The sequence below is a fragment of the Oceanobacillus damuensis genome, assembly GCF_001618145.1.
Lineage (GTDB): Bacteria > Bacillota > Bacilli > Bacillales > Amphibacillaceae > Oceanobacillus > Oceanobacillus damuensis.
In genome coordinates this window covers 46,971-70,065 of the sequence record NZ_LQNF01000005.1, presented here as the reverse complement: position 1 = coordinate 70,065, position 23,095 = coordinate 46,971, and the positions used below count along the sequence as shown (strand labels likewise).

The window sequence follows — 23,095 nt, the reverse complement described above, 5'->3', positions numbered from 1 at the left end:
TAGAATTCATGTTAATTTTCTTAGTTGGTTGTCCGATAACAGAATAAGAAGTAATATAAAATGAGGAAATTTTTGTAAATAGGGGGATGTTCATGGCTATAACGAACAAAACAAAATATTTATCAACCACCGCGCTTTCTAAAGAATTAAAAATGGGAGTTAAAGATGTATTTCAAATTTTACTGGATAACAACTATATAGAAAGAATTAATGATAATTGGATTTTAACTGAAAGGGGCAAACAATTGGGTGGCATTACAAAGAAACACCCAAGAATAGGAGAGTATATAGCTTGGAATGAAGAAATAAAGACAGATAACATGTTTCAATCTAGTAGTGAACCATTATTAAACGCTACAGCATTAAGTACTCATTTTGGCGTTTCTAAATTTAAAATGAATCCTATTCTTTCTGAATTGGGATTTGTACAAAAATCGGTAAAAGGCTGGGTAGTGACAAAGCTTGGGTTAAGTATAGGCGGTAAACAATTAGAATATGATAAAACAGGTGTACCTTATGTTAATTGGCCCAAAAGCATTCTACAAAATAAAAGATTAGTAGAAACCATAAATGAGTTACAGGGTACAGAAACCACTGAACCATCAACTGCTTCTGAAGAGAGTAAATCATTAGGATTTCGAGAAAAATTTATAGCTAACCACAGAAGTGCTGATGGTCACTATGTGCGATCCAGAGCTGAAATGCTGATAGATAATTGGTTATACATGTCTGAGATTGCTCATGCATATGAAAGAAAGCTACCAATTGAAGAAGATGTTTATACAGACTTCTATTTACCAGTAGGAAAAGTTTACATAGAATACTGGGGATTGGAAAGTGATCCCAAATATGCGGAAAGAAAACAGAAAAAGTTGGAGATTTACCAAAAATATGGTTTTAATTTAATCGAGTTGCAAGATGCAGATATACAGAACTTGGATGATATCTTGCCTAAGAAGTTGTTGAAGTTTGGAATACAGGCGTACTAGATTATATTATACAGTCTTGTCGGCGCGGCATTTGAGTTTTTTGGTTATTAGTTTCGAAGGTTTACAAGAAATATTGGATGAGGCGGTAATCATAGATGTTAATATACATAATTTTAATATTGCTTTTCTTATTTCTGGGTTATGTCCAGTTGAATTTCGCAAATATCAAGGGGAGTTATGGTGAGAAACGTGTAAATAAAATACTCGCTAAATTGGATGAAAATGAATACAAAATCTATCATGATCTGTACATTCCTACAGGTGAAAATAAAACAACACAGATAGACCATGTCGTTACATCTCCGTACGGTATTTTTGTAATAGAAACAAAGCATTACAATGGATGGATATTTGGGAATGAAAAGAATAGATACTGGACTCAAGTAATTTATAAGCGAAAAGAAAAACTGTTTAATCCAATATGGCAAAATGCTGGGCATATCAAGTCATTAGAAAATTACCTTGAAATAGACAAGCAGTTGTTTAGTTCTATTATTGCTTTTTCTAACCAATCCACATTTAAGTTCAAGGAAGTCTTTACACGAGCAAAAGTTATTCATTTTACAGAATTGATTAAGACAATTAAAAAGAAGGAATCTAAAATAATTAGCAACGATCAATTACAGGAAATAAACAGTAAGCTGGAGAAGCTAATAATTACTGATAAAAAGGTTAAAAGAAAAATAAGTAAAGGGCATGTTAATACAGTCAAATTGGATACAGTCAAAAGAAAAGCAACCTATTATGATAAAACTAAATGCCCGAAATGCCATTCAGATCTAATAAAAAGAAAAGGTAAGTATGGGGATTTTATGGGATGTAGTAGTTATCCGAAATGCAGATATACTAGGAAATTGAGTTGATGAGAATCTTTTTGAAAATACAACAGCCATATCGTATTTCCATTATCTTCGGTATAATTCAGTTTTGCCAACAAGCCCAGGAAGACATCTTACCTAGATCCAAAAGCCACCAGAGTCAATCAGCAAAAAGTACTCTAGTAGAGGAGCACCCAATTTTGGAATGCTCCTCCCTTTAAACTTTGGTAGATTCGTGGTCTGGCCCCGGGGATCCAAGTGCCTGTCCCCAATCTCTTTAATACTGTAATGCGGTGGGGGACAGGCACTGAATACTGGATGCAGAATTTTTTAAAATGGTGTAAGTATTTATAAATATTTGTTGTAATGGTGTCTAAATGATTATATATTGGAAGAATTTCTTGTTTTTGTTTTAATTATTTTTTAATGAACAGCTATCCCATTTAACCCAGCAGTGGCTTTAAGTTAAAATTATCCAATGCCTTATTCATATCAGTAAGACAATTGCAGAAGATGTCAGAGTATCCGTCTGTCATCACACTTGAAATTCGATCTATTTCCATTTCTTCCTTCTAACAGCTATTTCCTCATGAACGAGGCTGTACATTTTATCCACACCATCACTGGATGCTTCAAAGTCATAAACATTTTCCACGCTGATTCCGAGACTGGTTGCTTCCTTTGCTGCATCGATGTTTGCCCCTGGAAATATAAATTCCCAGTTATACGTTTCCTGCTTGTTTCTTATCAGACTATCCACTTTCTCATACATAAATCCCCTGCTCGCATTTTCTATCCCGTCGGTTGTAATCACAAAGTTCACCTTACCTGCTCATAGCTCTTCCTTTGTTTTCCTTAAACGATTTTCAACATAGATTATGTTGCTGTTTTGATAATCTTGATTGAGCAGTAGATTATTTTATTGATCTTTTTTATGTTTCATTGCTGTACCTATGAATGTATATGCTAAGGTGGTAAAATATAACTGATCAGTAAATTCTAAAAATACAGTTAAAAATATGTATCACAATTCTCAATATCATTTGACATTTTACACCGATATTCGGGTGGTGACAGGAACTGTCAGGGGGGGAAGCTCATGGAAGATGAAAAAGTTATGAAGCTAGAGCAGAGAATCAGGCAACTTGAGTTGGATGTTCAGTTACTGAAAGAGCAACGTTTGGTTGAGAAAGAACCAATTAAGCCGAAGCATGAGCCAAAATCAGAGGATACGCTTCATACAACTGAATATAAGCAACCGATTTTAAAGCCAAGAACCACCGAACCGCCCAAATCTTTTGAAACATCGAAGAAAACTGCAATGGATCCTAGAAAGGAGCCGGTTGATTGGGAAAATCTGATTGGCAGGGTCTGGCTGCCAAGAATTTTTATTTTCATTCTATTATTAGGAGTTATTTGGGGGTTTAAAGTAGCGGTCGATGCAGGAATATTAAATGAGACGAATCGGGTTATTATTGGTTTTCTTGCTGCAATTTTATTTTTATACATCGGCGAGAAACAAATCAAGCGCAATCATCATGCATTAGGAAAGGTGCTTGTATCCGGTTCTGTTGCGATTCTTCTGTTGTCAACATTTGCAATGCACATTTTATATGGCATGATTCCAGCCGGGTTAGCCTTTTTCCTGAATGTTCTCTGGGTTGCCATGGGAATTTACTTAGCCCACCGGCATAAATCAGAGGCAATGGGGATTATGATGTCGGTATTTGGCTATTTAATCCCATTTCTTGTACAGGGAGAGACAGATACAAATGAGATTCTTCTTGTGATTGGCTATGAATTGCTTTTCTATATTGCATTATTAATTTTCGCCGTTCGCATGCAATATAAGAAGCTTTTCTATATTGCTGCAGTACTGCTTCATCTTGTCTTTCTAACATTGTCCGTGTCTGCTTTCCAATATGATTCGATTGTTTTCGTCTGGATGGCAGTCGGTATGTTGATCCAACATGAATTGATCTTTGGGACCCTCTATTTAAAAAAGATAAATAATAGAGGGACATTTCCAGTTCTGTTTACCAGTTTTATAGCGACATTGCTATGGACAAAAGGCGGTTTTGGTGCCATCGATCAAGACCTGTATTATCTGCTCTATCTGGTCATTGCCACCATTCGATATGGGACCGTTGCCTATTATTCCCATCTGCGGAAAAGGGAAGAATTATTTTCGCTGTCCATTGTCCTGGCAACAATTGGTCTGTCTTGCATCATTTTTGAAGGCTTGAATAATCCGGATATGATTTTTTCCATGTATTTGATTGTAGGTTTATTCGCCACGTATATCGGGTACTATTTCCATGTTTTCGCACAAAGGTTTATCGGACTGATCATTTATTTTTCAACCGCATTCATGGTTGTTGCGGATCCGCTGTATGACCTATGGAGTTGGGATTTATTCAACATGCTTTTATTGATTGGAACCCTTTATGCCATGCATATTCTCTTAAAACCGTTTATAGAAAATCATGTGAAGCAAATACTGACAGGTGTCCTGCTTGCTGCACATGTCCTGTTTTTAATGAAAATACCAATCCTCTATCAGGCTATCAGTTTGGAAACCTTATTATGGATTGGGGTGATTATTTCTTTATATATTTTGTATCAATTGGTACGGACAGAAATCAATCGCTACTTTCATATGGGAGTGGTAGCAGTAAACGTAACGATTCATTTGACCTTTATTACAAAACTTATTACAGCACTGACCGTCAATCAATCAGTGAGTATTGAAGTGATGTCCATATCGATTGGCTGGGCTCTCTATGCAACAGGCTGTTTGATTGCAGGGTTTGTCTATCAGAAGAAATCTGTCCGTCTTTTGGGCATTGGGCTACTTTTTCTGACACTTGTTAAGCTTGTAGTTATCGATCTAGCCTTCCTTGACCTCATTGTCCGTGCTGGATTATTTATGGGTATTGGTGTATTGGGTATCGTTTTATCCCGCTTGTTTTATATCAAAGATAACGGAACAGAGAAAGAGGAATAATTTTGGTCACGTAGCCCATTGTAGGGGTGAACTGCTTGCAGACTTACGAAAGTATGTGAGAATTGGCCAGTCCGAACAGTAGAAAGTTAAACTTTCGGGAATGTCTCTATGGCTAAATACTTGGGTTACTGTTTAGTTATTAGATAATAATTGAGAAGGAAATAGAGTGTCATTTCTGTTAATGATGAGTTGGGAAAGAACATTTTTTTAATAGTAAATGGCAGCAGGTTAGATGATATTATAGAAGAAGCAACGAAAAAACATGATAATGAGAGTGAACATTTTTTACTGTAGATCTAGTCATCGCTTTAATGCTGTAAAGCGCTTGGGGGGGGACAGGCACCAATTTATGAGGAAGACATCTTACCTAGAGCCCAAAAGCCACCAGAGTCAATCAGCAAAAGTACTGAAGTAGAGGAGCACCAAATTTTGGAATGCTCCTCCCTTTAAACTTTCGATTATTCGGGTTCTGGCCCCGAAGTCTACATATTTTCAAAAGCATTCTCCCTATACACAGAAGGGGAATAACCTGTTGCTTTTTTAAATACTCTTCCAAAATAGGAGGGATCTTTATATCCGACTATCCAGGCAATTTCATCAATGGGGAGGTTTTCTGTTTTTAATAAATGTTTCGCTTGGTTGATTTGAAGGTCTTGTTGATATTCGGTAATCGTCATCCCCGTTTCTTTCTTAAATCTTCTTGATAGATTTCCTGGGTGGGTATGAAAAGATGCAGCTAATTCTGTTTTATCAATTTGCTGATCATAATAGCTCATTAAATGTTCGATTACTCTTTGTATCATCTGAGAATAATTTTGTAGAGAGTTTGACTTTACTAAGTCACAGTATTCTCCAATCATATAATCCTGAATTCGACGTAACGCTGCAATATTTTCGCCGTTTTCAATTTCAAAGGAAAATCTTTCTGAGATACGATGGATTAATATCGCGGGAACATTACTGTTTCTCGCGGCAATGCGCAATAATGTATTCAAAACGATTGTTAAATTTTTCAGTCGGCGGAGGGGCTGATTTGGATATCGTTCGGAAAAAGAGAATAGCGTATTATCTGAACTAATCAGTTTCAATGCCTCGTCTTTATTCCCCTTTTCAACTGCATGCATAAAATCTTTTTCAATACTGTACCTCCATTTCACCAGATCAGCCTCATCATCCACTTTAGCATCCATATCTTTGCTTTCTTTAGTTTCACTCGAGTAAATCATCAAAGGGGTAGTCTCTGTTTCTTTCATCGAGTCAAACAGCTGAAGCACTGCCTCATAACTGCTTATTTGCTCAGCGGTTACAACGTTTACTTTTTCGATAACACTTCTTAAATCAGCGCTTTGTTGAATGGTGAGATTGTATTGCATTACTAAACCGTATATATCCGGAATTACTTCAAAATAGGGGCCAATGATGATTGCGTAAAATTCTCTCTGATCCAAAAAAGAATAACCTAAATAGGATAGTCCCCAAGGATTGATATAGGTATAGACTTGATTTGTTTCTTTCATTTTATGAAAAAACTCCAAGACATCCATATGCTTAGCTCCGGGCATGTAGTCTGGTACGGAGACTTTTGCGTCGTGGTAGACAACATCTCCATTCTTATCAACTACATATGTATTTAATTGCGTAAGGTGTGAAATCTTTATTGCAGTAGAAACTATTTTTGAGTACACAATTATCATCTCCTTTCATAATGCGAAATTTGTCAAATATGTAGTTTTTATCCGATTAACGTTAATTTTATCCTATGTATAAACAAAAAATCAATTTAATATAGAGATATATTCAAAATAAAATACAATTTAATTTATTACCATTGTATTTCACAGAAAATAATACAATTTAATTTGTAAGCGTATTAATTGAGTGGAGAAAATAGCATAGCAGAAATTCTTGCATCTCCATTCAAGAAAAAAAGAAAGGAACATTATAATGAGTCAGAATGATGTCGAACAAAAAGAGTCGAACTTCTCTAAAGTTCTCGAAGTGATTTCCGGGAGTTTTGCCCCAATCATTGGCGTACTTGCTGGTGCAGGTCTGTTAAAAGCAGCCTTATCTGTCTTAAGTCAGCTTGGCTGGCTTTCAAGTGAAAGCGGTACCTATATTGTTTTATCTGCTGCCGGGAATTCTATATTTTATTTCCTTCCTGTCTTTCTTGGTATTTCAATCGCAATAAAGCTAGGCGGGAATGGCTATGTCGGGGGAGCAATTGGAGCAGCTCTTTTAACTCCTGAAATAATTAACCTTGTCGACGCGGGTGTCGAAACAATCAGCTTTTTAGGTCTACCTGTTAATTTGGCAGACTATTCCTCAACCGTATTTCCGATTTTTATTGCAATGTTTGTTTATGCAGGGTTAGAGAAGTTTTTGAAAAGAATTATATATAAAGATATCCAAATGTTTATCAACCCGCTTATATCTTTGGTTATCCTGGTGCCATTAACGATGCTTTTCTTTGGTCCTTTTGGAAATTTAGTTGGAGAAGGTCTTGGTGCCATTATAACTTTTCTTAGTGACAAAAGCGGCCTATTGGCAGGAGCGGTTCTCGGCGGTGCGTGGACATTCCTTACCATTGCAGGATTGCACTGGACAATCATTCCACTTGCTATTGCCAACCTGGCAAATGGCCCTGATCCAATTATCGGCATGGCAGCACCAGCTGTATTTGCTCAAATTGCGGTCGCAATAGCCATATTTTTCAAAACGAGAGACAATGAACTGAAGTCACTTGCCGCAAGCGGGATCCTGCCAGGTGCACTTGCTGGTACGACAGAAGCAATTTACTACGGAATTCTCTTGCGCTACAGAAAAACGATTATTTATGTCGTTGTTGCCGGTGCAATCGGAGGGGCGATCAATGGAGCATTTGGTGTCGTGATGAATGATTTTGTACTTCCAAGTGTACTGTCCATACCTGCCTTCTCACCTATCAGTCAGCATTTAGTCGGAACCGGAGCAGCCTTTGTGTTAGGATTAACCTTTACATTTGTCCTTGGCTTTCAAAGTAAAAATGATGATACCTTTGACCTGAAGGTGATCAAGCCAGAAACAGTTTCCAGTCCATTAAAAGGGAATGTCATCCCTTTATCTGAAGTGAATGAACCGCTATTTGCTACAAATACAGTCGGAAGAGGAGCTGCAATCCAACCGGCAGAAGGGAAAGTCTACGCCCCTGTGGATGGTGAAGTTACGACCTTATTCGCTACACAGCATGCGATTGGAATCACTTCCAACAATGGCGCAGAGATTTTAATTTACGTAGGTATAGATACAGTGAAGCTGAATGGGCAATTTTTCAATGTCCATGTCAAGCAAGGGGATCAAGTGAAAAAGGGTAATCTATTATTAGAATTCGATATGGAAAACATTGAAAAATCTGGGTTTGACATCACGACATCAGTCGTCATTACAAATACAGAGGAATATGCCCATATCGATGTTACAGAAGAAACGTCCGTATCATCGGAAAACAGTTTATTGAAACTGGCTTTATAACAGGATGTTGGAGGAGGGTTCTATGAACAGACAATGAAACCGTTTATTTTGAAGCCATGTAACACCTTTGCAACTGGATAGTATTCCAATCAGAATAAAAAATATAGGAGGATGAACTCGCATGGAAGACAAACAACCAAAACTGGAAGTGAGAAACAAGCAGCTTATTGAAGAAGATGGTTTCACATTTAAAGATTTAAATAACAATGGAAAGCTTGACCCTTATGAAGATTGGCGATTAAGCCCGGAAGAACGCGCGAAAAATCTAGTTTCTTTAATGAATATCGATGAAAAAATTGGTATGATGCTGATTAACACGCGCAGAATGGGTCTTTATCAGGAAGATAAGAGCAAAACTAGCCATGATGGTGTGTTAGATGAAGGGATTGTGGAAAAGGGAGAAAGTATCTTTGCCACCAGCAAAGTATATGGAACGACGCATACCATTGAAGATAGACATTTACGTCATTTCATTTTACGAGATAATTTTAGCCCGCAAGAAACAGCGGAATGGATTAATACGATGAATGAGTTAGCAGAGAAAACACGCTTGGGTATTCCAGTCATCGTTACATCCAATTCAAGAAATGAAAATGGTGAATCTATCTTTGGAATGAATGATGCAATTGGTATTTTTTCCACATGGCCAGGCACATTGGGTCTTGCAGCAGCAGCGATGGGTGATATTAAAAATGGTAAGGATGCGTCCATCATCAGTGAATTTGCCAAAATTGCCCACGATGAATGGAATGCAACCGGTTTAAGAAAAGGTTATATGTATATGGCGGATGTGGTCACAGATCCAAGATGGCAGCGAACATATGGTACATTTGGAGAGGATCCAGAATTTATTGCAGACGCAATTGGCCGTATTATTGACGAATTCCAAGGGGAAACGTTAGGCACAAACAGTATTGCGATGACAACAAAACATTTCCCTGGGGGAGGACCAAGGGAAAATGGGTTTGATCCACATTATAAAGAAGGAAAATGGAATCTTTATCCCACTCCGGGGAGTCTAGAAAAATATCATCTGCCACCGTTTAGAGCAGCTGTCGAACATGGAACGTCTTCCATCATGCCTTATTACTCAATCCCAAGCATCAAGAAGAGTGTGTATCAGGAATTTGAAGGTAAGGATATTCCATTCGAAGAGGTTGGATTTGCATTTAATCATTATTTCCTTGAAAATATTCTGCGCGGAAAACTGGGCTTCAAAGGCTATATTAACAGTGACAGCGGTATCGTTAACAATATGAGCTGGGGCGTTGAAAGTTTAAGTGTGGCAGAGCGTTTTGCTAAAGCGGTTAATGCAGGAACAGATATCATCGCAGATACAAATGATATTGAAAACCTGAAAGAAGCAGTAGATCGTGGCTGGATCAGTGAAAAGCGGATCAATGAAGCAAATGAAAGATTGCTCACAGAAATGTTTGCATTAGGTCTGTTTGATGATCGCACGTACAATTCACCAGAAAATGCGGATAAGGTAGTAAATACACCTGCACACTGGGATGCAGCATATGAAGCACACAAAAAATCAGTTACCATTTTGAAAAATTCAAATGAAACGTTGCCATTAACAGCAGACAAGCTGGAAGGTAAAAAAGTGTATATAAAAGCTTATCATAAGGATACAGAACATGCGGCGACATATACGGAGCAGGCACTGGCCGATGCGAAGGAATTAGGTCAATTTGAGTTAACCGACGCGTATGAAGAAGCGGATATCGCCATATTGTTCCTGCAGCCGAAATCGGGCACCTATTTTAATGCAACACCAGGATTGTTAGAGCTCGGTCTATGTGAAAATAAATCATTAAAAGCGATGGATGGTTCTCCATATCAAGATACTACTTTAAGTGAGTTGGAGCATTTGAATAAAGTGGCAGAGAACATCCGTAACCGCGGAGGAAAAGTCATTATAAGTGTAAATGTTATCTTGCCATGGCTTCTAGGAAATGTAGAACCATTGGCAGATGCCTTGATTGCCGGGTACGATACATTCTTCAAAGCACAGCTTGAAATTATTGCTGGAAACAATCAGCCAACAGGTGTCCTGCCGTTGACATTACCAGCAAGTGAAGAAGTGATTGCCGTCGATGAAGATGGTAATTGTGTATCTAGAAATGATGTTCCAGGCTATGATAAAGATAAATATATGCCAGAAGGAATCAGCTATGCCTACAAAGACAGCGATGGAAATGTTTATAAACTGGGACATGGTTTACAGTATAATGGATGAGCTGAATGAGACGGTCTGACCGTTTCAGCTCCGATTGAACAAATAAAATTTTCATAGATACAGCAAAGCCCCATATCTGCAAGTCCAGCAAGAGTAATCGTCATCACTTATCTGATACGATTACTCTTTTTTTTGTATTAAAATATTGTAAAATTTTAAATTTCCCGCATTTACCTCTTGAACCTCACGTAACGTGTTGTTTTATACTTAAGAAAGTAGAGGAGGGGTGAGGGGATGTATACAATCGGGAAATTGTCAAAGAGCACAGGGGTAACAGTAAGGACATTGGATTATTATGATGAAATTGGTTTGATTAAGCCTTCATCAAAAACGAGTGGTGGGCATCGTTTATATAGTGAAGATGATGTGATGCGGTTAGAACGTGTTTTAGCTTTAAAATATATGGGATTCTCACTGGAACAAATTAGAGACATATTGGAAAATTCAACGGCAAACTGGCAGGAGTCGATTCAGCACCAATTGGAGTTGGTTAAACGCGAACAGGAACGTTTAAAAATGTTAGAACAAGCACTTCTTGGCGTATCATATTCCATTGAGTTTGAAGGGGAAATCAATTGGCCAATCATTTTCAGTATGATCAAGCTGTATCAACAAGATCCTGGAGATGCCCTGAAGCCATATGAGGAATATCTGAACGAAGATGAAATGAAGAGGATTATGGACATGAATGCCGCACAAATGAGTGAGGAAGACATCAAGGAATGGTTAAAGGTCGTTGGTGATATTAGAAATAACCTGCATCTCGATCCAAACTCAGATAAGGCCGAGCAGCTTGTTATAAGCTGGGCAGACCAAGCAGATAAAATGTTTGGGCAGGATGAAGAATTGCTTGTAAATATGTGGGAAGCTCTGCAAAACCTGCAGGAAGGTATCGCTTTTTATCCAATGAATAAAGATGTGATTGATTTTATCAAACGGGTCGCTATTGCAAAGGAGGGTGAAACACATGGTTCTTGACGTGAAGGCTGTAACAAAAGTGTTCTCTGGCCGAGGGAGAAACAAGATGGTTGCCAATGATAATGTCTCACTTCGTATACAGGAAGGTGAAATATATGGGCTTCTCGGTCAGAATGGAGCTGGGAAGACGACATTGGTGAACCAAATATTAGGGTTAATAACCCCTGATCGTGGTGATATTCAGCTGTTAGGAGAATCGGTAATCGGGTCACCTGCCCGGGCTCGCTCGATTTGTTCCGTCCAGCCACAGTCCCAGGTGCCACTGGGTTTTCTCACCCCGAAACAGGCAGTTACACTTATGGGGAAAATGCGTGCAGGGAAACAGTTTGACCCGAAGCGGGTGGAAATGCTTTTTGAAACATTGGATATGGGAGAGTGGGCAAATAAAGAAGGTGAGAAATTATCGGGTGGTGCTAAGCGACTAACCGCTTTTTGTATGGCAGTGATTGCCCCTGGTAAATTAGTGATACTCGATGAGCCTACAAATGATGTTGATCCGGTTCGCAGGCGGTATCTTTGGCAAGTGATACGTAATCTGACAAATGATGGTACTTCGGTTATTTTAGTGACACATAATGTGCTTGAAGCTGAAAAGGCAGTTGATCGTGTGGCGATTATCGATAAGGGGAAAATTCTGACGCAGGGGACACCTTCAGAAGTAAAAAGTTCTGTAAGTAACCAAATGCGAATGGAGCTTAGTTTAGCTAGTGAGTCAGACCTGGAAATTCCCAGCTGGGCACTCTCCTCCCATAGAAATGGATCTCGATTAATTTTCGCTATGGATCCGAGGGAAGTATCCTCAACGATTGAATGGGCAGAGAGGCAAGTGGAAAACGGACTTATTCTGGACTATTCCTTGTCTCCAGCTACCATTGAGGATGCCTATATTGAATTAACTTCGAAAAAGGTGGTCGTGCAGAAATGAATCTTTTGAGCCATTACAAATATGTCTTTCAAATGCAATTTCTCAGAAACGCAGGATTTTTTGTTTTTATAGCCCTCATTCAGATATTGATATCGATCGGAATTGTTATCGGATTTACGTATCTTATCCCATCACCGGACACGGCAACCATTCTGTTTCTGGCAACAGGAGCTCCAACCATCATTCTAATCTTTACGGGATTAGTTATTTTGCCGCAACAGGTTGGCACTGCAAAATCAGATGGATATATGGAGTTTATGCGCACATGGCCTGTTAAACGTTCCGTCATTCTTGGAGCAGATACAGCGCTATGGTTATTAATCACCATACCAGGTATTGTCGCTTCCACGATTGTCGCACACCTTATGTTTCGTCCAGGGTACGATATCTCTTGGACGGTTGTTCCAGCATTACTCATGATTGCATTAACTTCCATTGGTGTCGGATACGGATTTTCCTATCTCTTGTCACCAACAGCATCACTTGGTATTTCACAGGTCGTTGTCTTCGGAGCACTTATGTTTTCGCCAGTTAATTTTCCGATGGAGCGACTGCCGGAATGGCTTCAGGCCCTTCATGAAGTGCTGCCAATCTACTCGATGGCAGAAGTGATGCGGGCGTCCCTGGCTGCGTCCACCTTTGAGGCGACGGCAGGAAACTACATTAACTTATTGATATGGTGTGTATTGGGGTATGGTGGGGCTATCATTATTTTGAATAAGAAATGATGAGATGTATGGCTTGTATCGCAAATGGAGGAGCTGCTTCTAAGAGAGGTCGTAATATAAAGGGTAATCATTCATTGATTTTTTTCCCATACGCTTTTTCAGAAGTCACAAAAGGCTTAGTTCCAACGCCGTTGTGACTTTTTTCTGCGGGTTTGAATAAATTAGGCTTTACGGGAAATTTATACCAAAGCCGAGTTCATGCTTGATAAAATCAATATAGGAATGAAACCTTTTAGAGGTGACTTCAGTATTATATAATATCCGCTATCAATTCAATTCGAATGTATTGCAGTTAAATAGAATAAATATTCATGTAGACACATATCAAAGGAGGAAAAGTATGAAGCAGCTATACATAAAACAGAAGGTATTCAGTCTAAGTGGCAAGTTTACGGTTAAGGATCAAGAGGAGAAAGATGTTTATTATGTGGAGGGCAGTTTTATGCGGGTTCCCAAGACTTTTTCCATTATGAATGAATCAAGCGATGAAGTTGCACTTATTACGAAAAAGACATTCAGCTTTTTACCTAAATTTTTTGTGTCGGTAGGTGGCCAAGAGCTGTTTACAATCAAGAAGGAGCCTTCATTCTTTAAAGCACGCTATACGATTGATGCGGCAGGCATTGAAGTGCAGGGCAACTGGTGGGACATGAACTTTCAGGTGTACCAGCATGGGGAAGTTGTCGGAAAAGTGAGCAAGGAGTGGTTCACATGGGGGGATAGCTACAAGGTTGAAATAGTGGATGAAGAGATGGAAACCAGCCTTATTGCACTTGTCGTCGCGATTGATTGTGTGAAGGCCGATCAAGCAGCTGCTTCTTCACCAGCGACTTAACGTAGAAAGCGGATACAAACTACTAGAATATTTTAGTTATCCGTAGGGAATCTGTGCTTATGGTGTTAGCCTCCGACTTATCTGGTGCTCTGTAGTGTTTAATTAGCTATAGGGCATTTTTAGTACATTATAAAACTATTGGAAGAAGAATAAATCATTCGAAATACACCTTATTTTACTAAAAACAGGAAAATTAAAGTATAATAATATAGAACGTCACACCAGATACAAAACCCCGTTCCGGAATTAAAATCATTGAAGGAGTCGATTTACGTTGGCAAAGGTAAAGGAACAAACCATTTTTCATCATGTCGGAAATCGATTTCAAACAGAAGATCGGGAGATTCATATCGTTGCCCGCCTGGAAGAACCGCTCGTGGTAGTTTTAGAGAATGTTTTGAGCGACGAAGAATGCGACGAACTCATTCGGTTATCAAAAGATAAGATGCATCGTTCAAAAATTGGAGATTCCCGGGAAGTAAATGAGATCCGAACAAGCAGCGGGATGTTTTTTAATGAAAAACATGATATTCTGACGGCCATTGAAAAACGGGCAGCAAGCATTATGAACATCCCTGTTGAACACGCAGAAGGGCTTCAAATTCTGAACTATACACCCGGACAGGAGTACAAAGCTCATTATGATTACTTTTCAGCTGAAAGCAAAGCTTCCAAAAATAACCGAATCAGCACACTGGTCATGTACTTAAACAATGTCGACCAGGGAGGGGAAACCATCTTTCCGGAACTCGGATTTTCCGTTTCTCCGAAAAAGGGGATGGCAGTGTACTTTGAATACTTTTATACCGATCAACACCTGAATGAACAAACATTACACGCCGGAGCACCCGTCATCGCAGGAGAAAAATGGGTAGCCACACAATGGATGAGAAAACAAAAAGTGAGATAGTCAAGAAATTAATGGGTCAGTCAAGCTTCTGTACAAGCTTAACTCAATTAAAGTACTGCTGACACCTAGTTCACTTGTTTCCTCTGGACTTAAGGATTTTAATACTAAATGGTCCACCGGGGCAGATACCGTGGACCATTTTATGTCTCTATAATTTTTGCATTTTAGCGAACGACTACAGATATCATCAACATGATGTATATATTCACCACTAACAGGCAACTGAGGAGAAAAGCGATCACAATCGAAGCTTTTTTGTATATCGAGAATATCATTAATCCTAACAATAATAGGGCCAGTAAAAAGAAATAAACGATATCGATGTTGATCGTCAAGCCAATTGTACTGCCAGAATCAATGATGCCATCGTGAAATAGCCGGAATAAAGGTGACACGGCATCATCTGTTAAGTTATTGCCATGAGGTGGCGATTGTTGGGTGAAAATAGCTGTCATCGTAAAAATGGCAAATAAAATAATGCCCTCTAAACGAATCCATGGAATCGGATTAAATGCAACGTCTTTGGATATGAAATATTTTACAACTAATCCGTTCAGCAATGCATAAAAAAGAAGCGGAATCAGGAATAAGTGTTTCATTAATAAACCTTGTCCATACGAAACCATCCACGAATCCATATACCCATCAACCATGATATCCATCAATAGTATGCCACTGAGCGCTGTAGCTGCTAAACAGCCAATTGCGAGTTTTGAAAACCAGCTTAAAAATCTCAGCCAATGATGATGATTGGTCGCACACCAGCCAACGACAAGTACAACACCAACCCAAATGCTGATAGCTGCTAAATGGATAAAATGTCCAATAATTCCTATGGCTGGATCCATTGCGCCCGCATGGCTTGACCAGGCAATAGTTAACATAAGCCCAAATGTCAATAATAAGGCTATAAATGAGGAAATGCGTTTTTCATTAGATTCCATCAAAGCAATGATGAGTACTAACAAAGCAGAACCAATCAAGGTAAAGTTCCATGCATTCCCAACCGTATAGGTTAGTAAAACCGTTTGTAAGGCTTCCCCAAAGCCTAGGCGCTGAGCAATAAATAATGTCGTATCAAGAACCGGAATAAAAGCAAAGATGGGTACCGTGATGGCACTTAACAGTAAGTAATACGTTGGGATATTTACATCCGGTCGATAGGTGCTAGGAATAAGCAGAAGCAGAAAACCTCCTGCTAAGATGGAAAAGCATACATATAAAAGTACCTGACTGATCATTACGACGATGTCCATGTATTATCTCTTTCTTTTAGTAAGTAAGATGAAGCCAGCGATTACAATGATAGCTAAAGCAACCATGACAATGACCATGATAGAAGATGACTCTTCCTCTTCATTTGATTGCTCTGCTGATTCTGTTGGTTCTTCATTCTCAACTGTTTCTGTTTCAGATGGTTCTTCGGTTTCTTCATCCTCAATCACCTCGGTTTCAGATGATTCTTCTTCTGCAGCTTCAGGAACTTCGGCATCAACCGTAAAGGAAAATTCACCTTCCAACGGGTGCCCATCTGCACTAATAATACTCCAGTTCACTTGATATTCATCATTTGCAAGCGGCTCAACAACCGTACCTGTTAATGTGCCTTCACCGATAACGATATCTTCTATTTCTACAGCTTCTCCCTTTGTTGAAGTTACATCTATAAAGCTGCCTTGTTCAATTTGACCATCAAATTGAAGCTCGATTTCACTCAATGGCTCTGTTACAACCTCACCATCTGCCGGATTTGATCCTTGGAATTGTGAGTGGGCAACCGCACTAGTCGAAAAACACGTCACTAGCAAGATTGCTATTGCTGCACTGAATATACGTTTCAAATTAATTCCTCCCTTACATGTTTCCGTAACTGCAATTAAAATAGAATTTCAGTTACCTGTAATTCATTATATATCCAATGATCAATCGTGCATAATACCTCGAAAGAGTGATTTAAACGCAAATTTGATATAAATGTTAGATTAAATGATAAAATATAGACACATTTTACATATAGGAAGTGGTGAAGAGTTGAATTATAAACAAATTAAGTGGCTTATTTTATTTCTGCCAACGATTACAATCGCCCTATGGGAGTATATTCGACATGAATTTCTCCTTTCATATATTTCGATGGAGATGGGAAATATTCTTTCTCCTGTATTAGTATTTATCGTAACACTCGTCTTTTTAAGGCACTTGTTTTCCATGTTAGAAAGAATGCAAGAAGAGCTAAGGGTGACAAAGGCGAAGGAAGCGGCGCTTGTAGAGAGGGAAAAGTTAGCAAGGGAACTGCATGACGGCATTGCCCAATCGCTATTTTTATTATCTGTGAAAATGAATAAATTTGGAAGAAAGAATCATCTGGAACAGGATATGGATTTTAAAAAGATAAAGCAAACCTTACAGCATATGCACGAGGACACGCGTCAAGTCATTACAAACTTGAAATACGTACCCAATGAAGATGCCTTTAGCTGGACTGAAACGATTTATCAGTATGTAACAGAACTTAAGAGACAGCAATTAATGGATGTTCAGTTAGAATGGGGAATTCGAGAAGATACATTATCATCGAAAGAAAAAGTAGAGCTGTTTGCATGTATAAAAGAAGCCGTAATGAATGTCATTAAACATGCAAAGACAAATCAAGTCTGGATTCATGCAGAGGAACTGGATAACGGTTGGATATGCCAAATTAAGGACCGAGGTATAGGATTTACAAACGATACGACTCAATCGGGTACAGGCTATGGACTCCAAATTATTCAAGATAGGGCTAGAGATATGGAATGGGAATTTTCGCTAAAGGAAATAGATAATGAAACCATTATGGAAATAAAAAAGGAGGTTAAGTAGGTGCAGCCTTTTCGAATACTAATCGTTGATGATCATGCACATGCAAGAGAAGCAATCCGGGAAATTTTAGAGGAACACGAGGACTTTCTTATAATAGGAGAGGGGAAGAACGGGGAAGAAGCGATTAAACTTACGGAAGAATTAATGCCTGATATTATTCTGATGGATATTCAAATGCCAGTAATGGATGGGTTAGAGGCTACCAAAAGAATCAAACTTAATTTCCCTTATGTAAAAATTGTGATGATTACAGTTTCGGATGATATTACAGATTTGTTCGATGCCTTAAAGAAAGGAGCTCAAGGCTATTTATTAAAAAATATTCAATCGGAAGCATGGTGTGATCATTTAAGAGCCTTTGCTGTGGATGAAGTCCCGATGTCCAAAGAAATTGCCTTTCAAATTTTAAAGGAATTTCCGAAAAGCAAGGCAGTAACGAAGGAGAAAACGCCTTTATCCACCCGGGAATTAGAAGTGCTCCAGTTGGTAGCTAAAGGTTTGTCCAATCGGGAAATTTCAGACACTCTCTTTATTTCAGAACATACGGTTAAAAGTCACCTAAAAAACATATTAAGTAAACTTCATTTGGATAACCGCGTACAGCTTACAAGCTATGCGTTTCAACAAGGGTTGATGGATTAGTGGAGGGAATCAGGAAAGGTGGGAGACAGGTATATAGGATCCGAGAAGGTATTGGATATAAAACGAAAAACCGAACATTGCCCTGCATTGTTCGGCATGATTATAGGATTGTATTGGATTCTAGAATAAGTGCGAGGAATTTTACTGGTGTTGTTGCTCAGAAAGTTGGCGGAGCTTTTTCTCATGCTGTGCAGTTTTACTTAACATGAAATCGGTCGTTTCCTGGGTTTCAGTTAATTCAACCCGAATTCCATCGACTTTTTTTTCTAACCGATCGAATCTTTGATCGAACTTACTTTCCATCTGTTCGAATCTCTTATCGACTTGCTCGAATCTCTTATCGACTTGCTCGAATCTCTGGTCGATCTGCTCGAATCTCTTATCGACTTGCTCGAATCTCTGGTCAATTTGCTCGAATCTCTTATCGATTTGTTCGAACCTCTGATCGATCTGCTCGAATCTGTTATTCGTTTGGTCTCCATGTAATTTTAAAACGTTTAAAATTTCTTTTAGAATAGTTTCTTGTTCCACGTAATTCACCTCCTTGCATCAATAGTATAAATGATTTTTAGCCGTTTGGGAAGCGTGTGTAGATCATGTGAAAGTTGTATTTTTAACAGAGAAAAACCTTGTGTTTTAGCGAAATAGACAATAAAAGATGAAGAAAATTTGGTTTCAAAGCAAAAGGGAGAAATAAAAGTCGTTTTCCTAAATAACAATTTTATTTCTTGAATAGATAATTTCAGAATTCAAGTGCATTCTAGTGTTGATATTTACTGTAACTCACGGATTGGTATGGGCGGGGCGAAATAACGGAGAAACTTATTCTAGTAGTGTAAGCACGAGCGATTATGTGTATTGCACAGTTAGTCTGGAAAGTGACAGGGGATCCATACAGAAGTTACATAAAGGTTTTTCACTTTAGAGCACATAAAAAGATCCCACTCATTAAAGTGGAATCTCTTCAAACGAATAATTCGTATCTAATCTTCAACCTCCACAAGAAAGACTTTCTCCTTATAGCTGCCACGTTTTTCAGCTTTATCAGATTGAAGCTTTTCTACTTCTTCCATAGTGGATCCATGGACATCTTGTACGAGCGTATTGATAATTTCCAGCAGATCAGCCAGTTCTTCCAATGCCTCTTCCTTGGATGCTGCCTGCTGGTATTCCTCCGCTTCTTCCAGCAGTTTTTTCTTCAGTTCCAAAATGTAACGATCCTGATTAAGTGTATCGGTCTTACAATCTTTACCAGAGCTTTCGATGATTTCCGGGATACGGTCGCGTACGAGCTTATTGTAGGTTGTCATATGAACACTCCTTTTATTGATAGTTTACTGTTTCACTTTTGGCTTTGAAATAAACATCATAGGGGAGAAGAAAAAAGATGTTCTCTCTTCATTTTTTTGTGGAAGGTTAACAAAAGAAATTTTTATAATCGGATAACTTACGAAGAAAGAGGATATTAGAGCCCCTCAAGAATAAAATAAAATATTAGTGTATTGACACCCTAAAAGAAAATCGGCGGGTTAAAGATGTTTTTCAATTATGATTAAAAAAGTGATATAATAAAGCTTAAAAGCGAGACTAAAATTTAGATTGTTTAATAATTTTGGAAAATTGCCTATTGTAAAGATATTTTAACCTTATCTTAAGTAAAAATTAAGGAGTTTCTTGTATAATTAACTTAAATTTTCACACAAAAGGGAGGTATAGAATGAAGATTTTAATTACAACGGAATGTTATTCTCCGGTAATTAATGGGGTAGTAACATCTGTTGTGAATTTACATCAAGAATTAAATAATCTTGGTCATGACGTACGAATATTGACACTGTCAGGAAAGTTACGTTCAGTTGAGAATGATGGTGTAACCTATATAGGATCTTTAGGAATTGATAAAATATATCCGGGCGCAAGAGTGGCCCTAACCACTGAAAATATTTACCTCAAATCTCTAATGGAATGGAAGCCGGACGTTATCCACTCGCAAAGTGAATTCAGCACATTTCAAATGGCCAGGCATATAGCGAAAAAACTTCATATTCCAATTGTACATACATATCACACCATATACGAGGATTATACGCATTATTTCTCACCTAATAAAAAATGGGGCAAGGCAATGGCGGCACGATTTACAAAGTCCATCCTCAAGAATACCGAGTGTGTAATCGTCCCCACGGACAAGGTACGCTGTTTGTTAGAGGGGTATGGTGTCAACCAGCAGCTTCATGTCGTACCTACTGGAGTGAATTTAGGATTATATGTGAAAGAGATAGAAAGCACTGAAAAAGAAAAACTTCGAGACATGATCGGTATCCCGAACAATAACAAAGTGCTTATATCCGTTGGCCGACTGGCAAAGGAAAAAAATTTGGAAGAGATTTTACGTTTTCTATCAATCTTACGAACGAGCAATATTACCTTGTTAATCGTCGGTGATGGCCCACATCGCAGTTTTCTGGAAAAGTTTGTTAGTGAATTGGGACTTTCCGAAAAAGTGATTTTCACAGGGATGGTCCTCCCTGAAGAACTATCTGCGTATTATCAATTAGGAGATGTCTTTGTTAGTGCCTCCAATAGCGAAACCCAAGGATTAACTTATTTAGAAGCATTGGCAAACGGGATTCCTGCCCTTTGCCGAAAGGATCCCTGTTTGGAGAAAGTAATCGTGGATGGGGTTAATGGATGGCAGTTTTCTTCATACGAAGAGTTTGTCAAAGGGTTGGAAACGTTACTGGAGAACAGAGATTTTATCAGCCAAAATGCTAGATTAGATATCATTTCCAACTATTCTTCTGCTGCTTTTGTAAAAAAGGTGGAGAAGATTTATCGGAATGCAATTCAACAGTATAAAGGGAAAGAAAAAGAGCTGCTTCCTTCTCGTTAAAAAAGAGGTATGCCCATACAACCGCAACAGGATTCAAGTGCCAGTTCCCCATCGACCTAAGCATTTAAGTGGTGGGGGACTGGTGCTGTTTTCAATGCTGACTTTATTTATTCAACCTTACAGCATGGACGAAGACCTTCGTGAGCTAGCTTACAACATAGGAAAATCATGCGGTTTCCATAACAGGGAGCAGTCCTGTTGAGAGGATAGCGGAATAAAACCCTTGATTTAATGTTAGAATTATGTGAACATGTAATAGTAGAAAATTTCATACACGATAACACTAGGGGTGCTAAAAGCTGAGAGAGACATTTGTCTTAACCCTTGAACCTGCACTAGGTAATACTAGCGAAGGGAAGTGGTACATAAATTGATTGTTATACCTTATTTATCAGGTATTTTTTTAAACAATACAATGAAACTCAAAACCATTTCTTTCAATAGAAGTGGTTTTTTTCATGTTTAAGGAGGTCTGTAGATGGAAGATAGGTTAAAAGAGTTGGTAAAACAGGTTGAATTTCGTCAAGAAGAGCTGATTCAGCTGCTGGAACGTTTAATTCAGTATAAAACGCCAGCACCACCGGCCAGAAATACCGAAGAAGCTCAGCAATTTATCGCTTCATTTTTAGAAGAAAAGGGATTTTCTATTGATAAATGGGATGTATATCCTGGGGATCCGAATGTTGTCGGTGTTCTGAAGGGCGTACGTACGAATCAGTATAAAAGTTTAATTGTAAATGGCCATATGGATGTTGCAGAGGTAGACGAAGATGAGAATTGGAATTCAGATCCATTCCTTCCCATTGTTCAAGATGGGGTTGTGATTGGCAGAGGTGCAGCAGACATGAAAGGCGGAATGGCAGGGGCATTATTTGCCATTCAGTTACTGCATGAATCAGGAATTCATTTGCCGGGCGATCTGATTTTTCAATCGGTGATTGGTGAGGAAGTTGGGGAAGCAGGAACATTGGAGTGTTGCAGACGGGGCTATACAGCTGATTTTGCGGTTGTTGTGGATACAAGTGATTTACATATTCAAGGCCAAGGGGGAGTCATTACCGGTTGGATCACTGTTAAAAGTAAAAGAACGTATCACGATGCTACCCGCAGAGAAATGATATATCCTGGTGGAAAACTGTTTGGAGCAAGCGCAATTGAAAAAATGACCAAGGTTATTCAAGGTTTGCAGGAGCTGGAAAGACATTGGGCAGTTATGAAAAGTTATCCAGGGTATCCGGCTGGAACGAACACAATCAATCCCGCTGTCATTGAAGGTGGAAGACATGCGGCTTTTATTGCAGATGAATGCCGCTTATGGATTACCGTTCACTTTTATCCGAATGAAACCTATGAACAAGTGACAAAAGAAATCGAGGACCATATTCAATCTGTTGCAAATGCGGATCCATGGTTAAGAGAAAATCCACCGGTCTTTGAGTGGGGTGGTTCGTCCATGATTGAAGACCGTGGTGAGATCTTTCCTTCTTTAGAAGTGGATGCTGACCACCCGGCTGTCCATACCTTGATGGATGCCCATAAAAGTATCTTAAACCAACAGGCAATCGTCGATGTTTCCCCTACTGTAACAGACGGCGGCTGGTTTGGAGATGCGGGGATACCGGCTGCTATATATGGTCCCGGTAAACTGCAGCATGCCCATGCCATCAATGAAGAAATTTCAGTTGAACAATTGGCTCAGTATACGAAATCCATCTTAACGTTTATTTATAAATGGTGCCATACAGCCAAATAGTTCGAT

The 23,095-nt window shown here is 38.8% G+C and carries 20 protein-coding genes and 1 riboswitch; of the genes, 14 read left to right on the top strand and 6 right to left on the bottom strand.

Features of this window, described 5'->3' with window-relative positions:
* Positions 1-92 precede the first annotated feature (92 nt).
* Positions 93-989 (top strand): glycerol kinase, encoded by an 897-nt coding sequence (locus A4245_RS06520; RefSeq protein ID WP_067726892.1) that lies wholly within the window; start codon positions 93-95, stop codon positions 987-989.
* Positions 990-1,084: 95 nt separating this feature from the next.
* The gene (locus A4245_RS20565) at positions 1,085-1,852 is read left to right on the top strand and encodes an NERD domain-containing protein (protein ID WP_067726890.1); all 768 of its coding nucleotides are present in this window, start codon (positions 1,085-1,087) and stop codon (positions 1,850-1,852) included.
* A 508-nt stretch (positions 1,853-2,360) separates the two neighbouring features.
* Here A4245_RS20565 and A4245_RS06510 read toward each other — a convergent pair.
* On the bottom strand, positions 2,361-2,630 hold the full coding sequence (locus A4245_RS06510; RefSeq protein ID WP_157087667.1) for a hypothetical protein: 270 nt from the start codon (positions 2,628-2,630) through the stop codon (positions 2,361-2,363).
* A 276-nt stretch (positions 2,631-2,906) separates the two neighbouring features.
* Here A4245_RS06510 and A4245_RS06505 point away from each other — a divergent pair, with 276 nt between their 5' ends.
* Positions 2,907-4,814 carry a DUF2339 domain-containing protein gene (locus tag A4245_RS06505; RefSeq protein WP_067726886.1) on the top strand — a complete coding sequence of 636 codons (1,908 nt, stop codon included), beginning with the start codon at positions 2,907-2,909 and terminating at the stop codon, positions 4,812-4,814.
* Positions 4,815-5,296: 482 nt separating this feature from the next.
* On the opposite strand, the gene A4245_RS06500 is transcribed toward A4245_RS06505, so the two are convergent.
* Entirely contained in the window at positions 5,297-6,499 is a 1,203-nt protein-coding gene (locus A4245_RS06500; protein ID WP_067726884.1) for a helix-turn-helix domain-containing protein, read from the bottom strand.
* 259 nt (positions 6,500-6,758) lie between these two features.
* On the opposite strand from A4245_RS06500, the gene A4245_RS06495 reads away from it, so the two are divergent.
* The 7 genes from A4245_RS06495 (at position 6,759) to A4245_RS06465 (ending at position 14,942) form a co-directional block, all read left to right on the top strand.
* Positions 6,759-8,321: a glucose PTS transporter subunit IIA gene (locus A4245_RS06495; RefSeq protein ID WP_067726882.1), complete on the top strand. Its 1,563-nt coding sequence runs from the start codon at positions 6,759-6,761 to the stop codon at positions 8,319-8,321.
* A 121-nt stretch (positions 8,322-8,442) separates the two neighbouring features.
* Positions 8,443-10,566, top strand: coding sequence for a glycoside hydrolase family 3 protein (locus A4245_RS06490; protein WP_067726879.1), 2,124 nt, complete (start codon positions 8,443-8,445; stop codon positions 10,564-10,566).
* 234 nt (positions 10,567-10,800) lie between these two features.
* The gene (locus A4245_RS06485) at positions 10,801-11,544 is read left to right on the top strand and encodes a MerR family transcriptional regulator (RefSeq protein ID WP_067726877.1); all 744 of its coding nucleotides are present in this window, start codon (positions 10,801-10,803) and stop codon (positions 11,542-11,544) included.
* Positions 11,534-12,469, top strand: coding sequence for an ABC transporter ATP-binding protein (locus tag A4245_RS06480; RefSeq protein WP_067726875.1), 936 nt, complete (start codon positions 11,534-11,536; stop codon positions 12,467-12,469). The genes A4245_RS06485 and A4245_RS06480 overlap by 11 nt, the downstream gene beginning before the upstream one ends.
* Complete coding sequence (locus A4245_RS06475; protein ID WP_067726873.1) at positions 12,466-13,197, top strand: ABC transporter permease; 732 nt, start codon at positions 12,466-12,468, stop codon at positions 13,195-13,197. Before A4245_RS06480 ends, A4245_RS06475 begins: the two co-directional genes overlap by 4 nt.
* Positions 13,198-13,504: 307 nt before the next feature.
* On the top strand, positions 13,505-14,032 hold the full coding sequence (locus A4245_RS06470) for an LURP-one-related/scramblase family protein (protein ID WP_267886906.1): 528 nt from the start codon (positions 13,505-13,507) through the stop codon (positions 14,030-14,032).
* Between the two features lie 274 nt (positions 14,033-14,306).
* Positions 14,307-14,942, top strand: coding sequence for a 2OG-Fe(II) oxygenase (locus A4245_RS06465; RefSeq protein ID WP_067726869.1), 636 nt, complete (start codon positions 14,307-14,309; stop codon positions 14,940-14,942).
* Between the two features lie 164 nt (positions 14,943-15,106).
* Here A4245_RS06465 and A4245_RS06460 read toward each other — a convergent pair whose 3' ends face one another.
* Both A4245_RS06460 and A4245_RS06455 read right to left on the bottom strand, forming a co-directional pair.
* Positions 15,107-16,198, bottom strand: a complete 1,092-nt coding sequence (locus tag A4245_RS06460; protein ID WP_067726867.1) for a copper resistance D family protein — start codon at positions 16,196-16,198, stop codon at positions 15,107-15,109.
* A 3-nt stretch (positions 16,199-16,201) separates the two neighbouring features.
* Positions 16,202-16,783 (bottom strand): copper resistance CopC family protein, encoded by a 582-nt coding sequence (locus A4245_RS06455; protein ID WP_067726865.1) that lies wholly within the window; start codon positions 16,781-16,783, stop codon positions 16,202-16,204.
* A 190-nt stretch (positions 16,784-16,973) separates the two neighbouring features.
* Between A4245_RS06455 and A4245_RS06450 the strand changes: the two genes are divergently transcribed.
* Complete coding sequence (locus tag A4245_RS06450; RefSeq protein ID WP_067726863.1) at positions 16,974-17,801, top strand: sensor histidine kinase; 828 nt, start codon at positions 16,974-16,976, stop codon at positions 17,799-17,801.
* Positions 17,802-18,443 (top strand): response regulator, encoded by a 642-nt coding sequence (locus tag A4245_RS06445; protein WP_067726861.1) that lies wholly within the window; start codon positions 17,802-17,804, stop codon positions 18,441-18,443.
* 141 nt (positions 18,444-18,584) lie between these two features.
* Here A4245_RS06445 and A4245_RS06440 read toward each other — a convergent pair whose 3' ends face one another.
* Positions 18,585-18,974, bottom strand: coding sequence for a hypothetical protein (locus A4245_RS06440; RefSeq protein ID WP_067726859.1), 390 nt, complete (start codon positions 18,972-18,974; stop codon positions 18,585-18,587).
* A 452-nt stretch (positions 18,975-19,426) separates the two neighbouring features.
* On the bottom strand, positions 19,427-19,753 hold the full coding sequence (locus A4245_RS06435; RefSeq protein ID WP_067726857.1) for a nucleoside triphosphate pyrophosphohydrolase: 327 nt from the start codon (positions 19,751-19,753) through the stop codon (positions 19,427-19,429).
* 407 nt (positions 19,754-20,160) lie between these two features.
* Here A4245_RS06435 and A4245_RS06430 point away from each other — a divergent pair, with 407 nt between their 5' ends.
* The gene (locus tag A4245_RS06430) at positions 20,161-21,336 is read left to right on the top strand and encodes a glycosyltransferase family 4 protein (protein ID WP_067726855.1); all 1,176 of its coding nucleotides are present in this window, start codon (positions 20,161-20,163) and stop codon (positions 21,334-21,336) included.
* A gap of 275 nt (positions 21,337-21,611) precedes the next feature.
* Positions 21,612-21,710: riboswitch (TPP riboswitch) on the top strand.
* Positions 21,711-21,814: 104 nt separating this feature from the next.
* Complete coding sequence (locus tag A4245_RS06425; RefSeq protein ID WP_067726853.1) at positions 21,815-23,089, top strand: acetylornithine deacetylase; 1,275 nt, start codon at positions 21,815-21,817, stop codon at positions 23,087-23,089.
* Positions 23,090-23,095 lie beyond the last annotated feature (6 nt).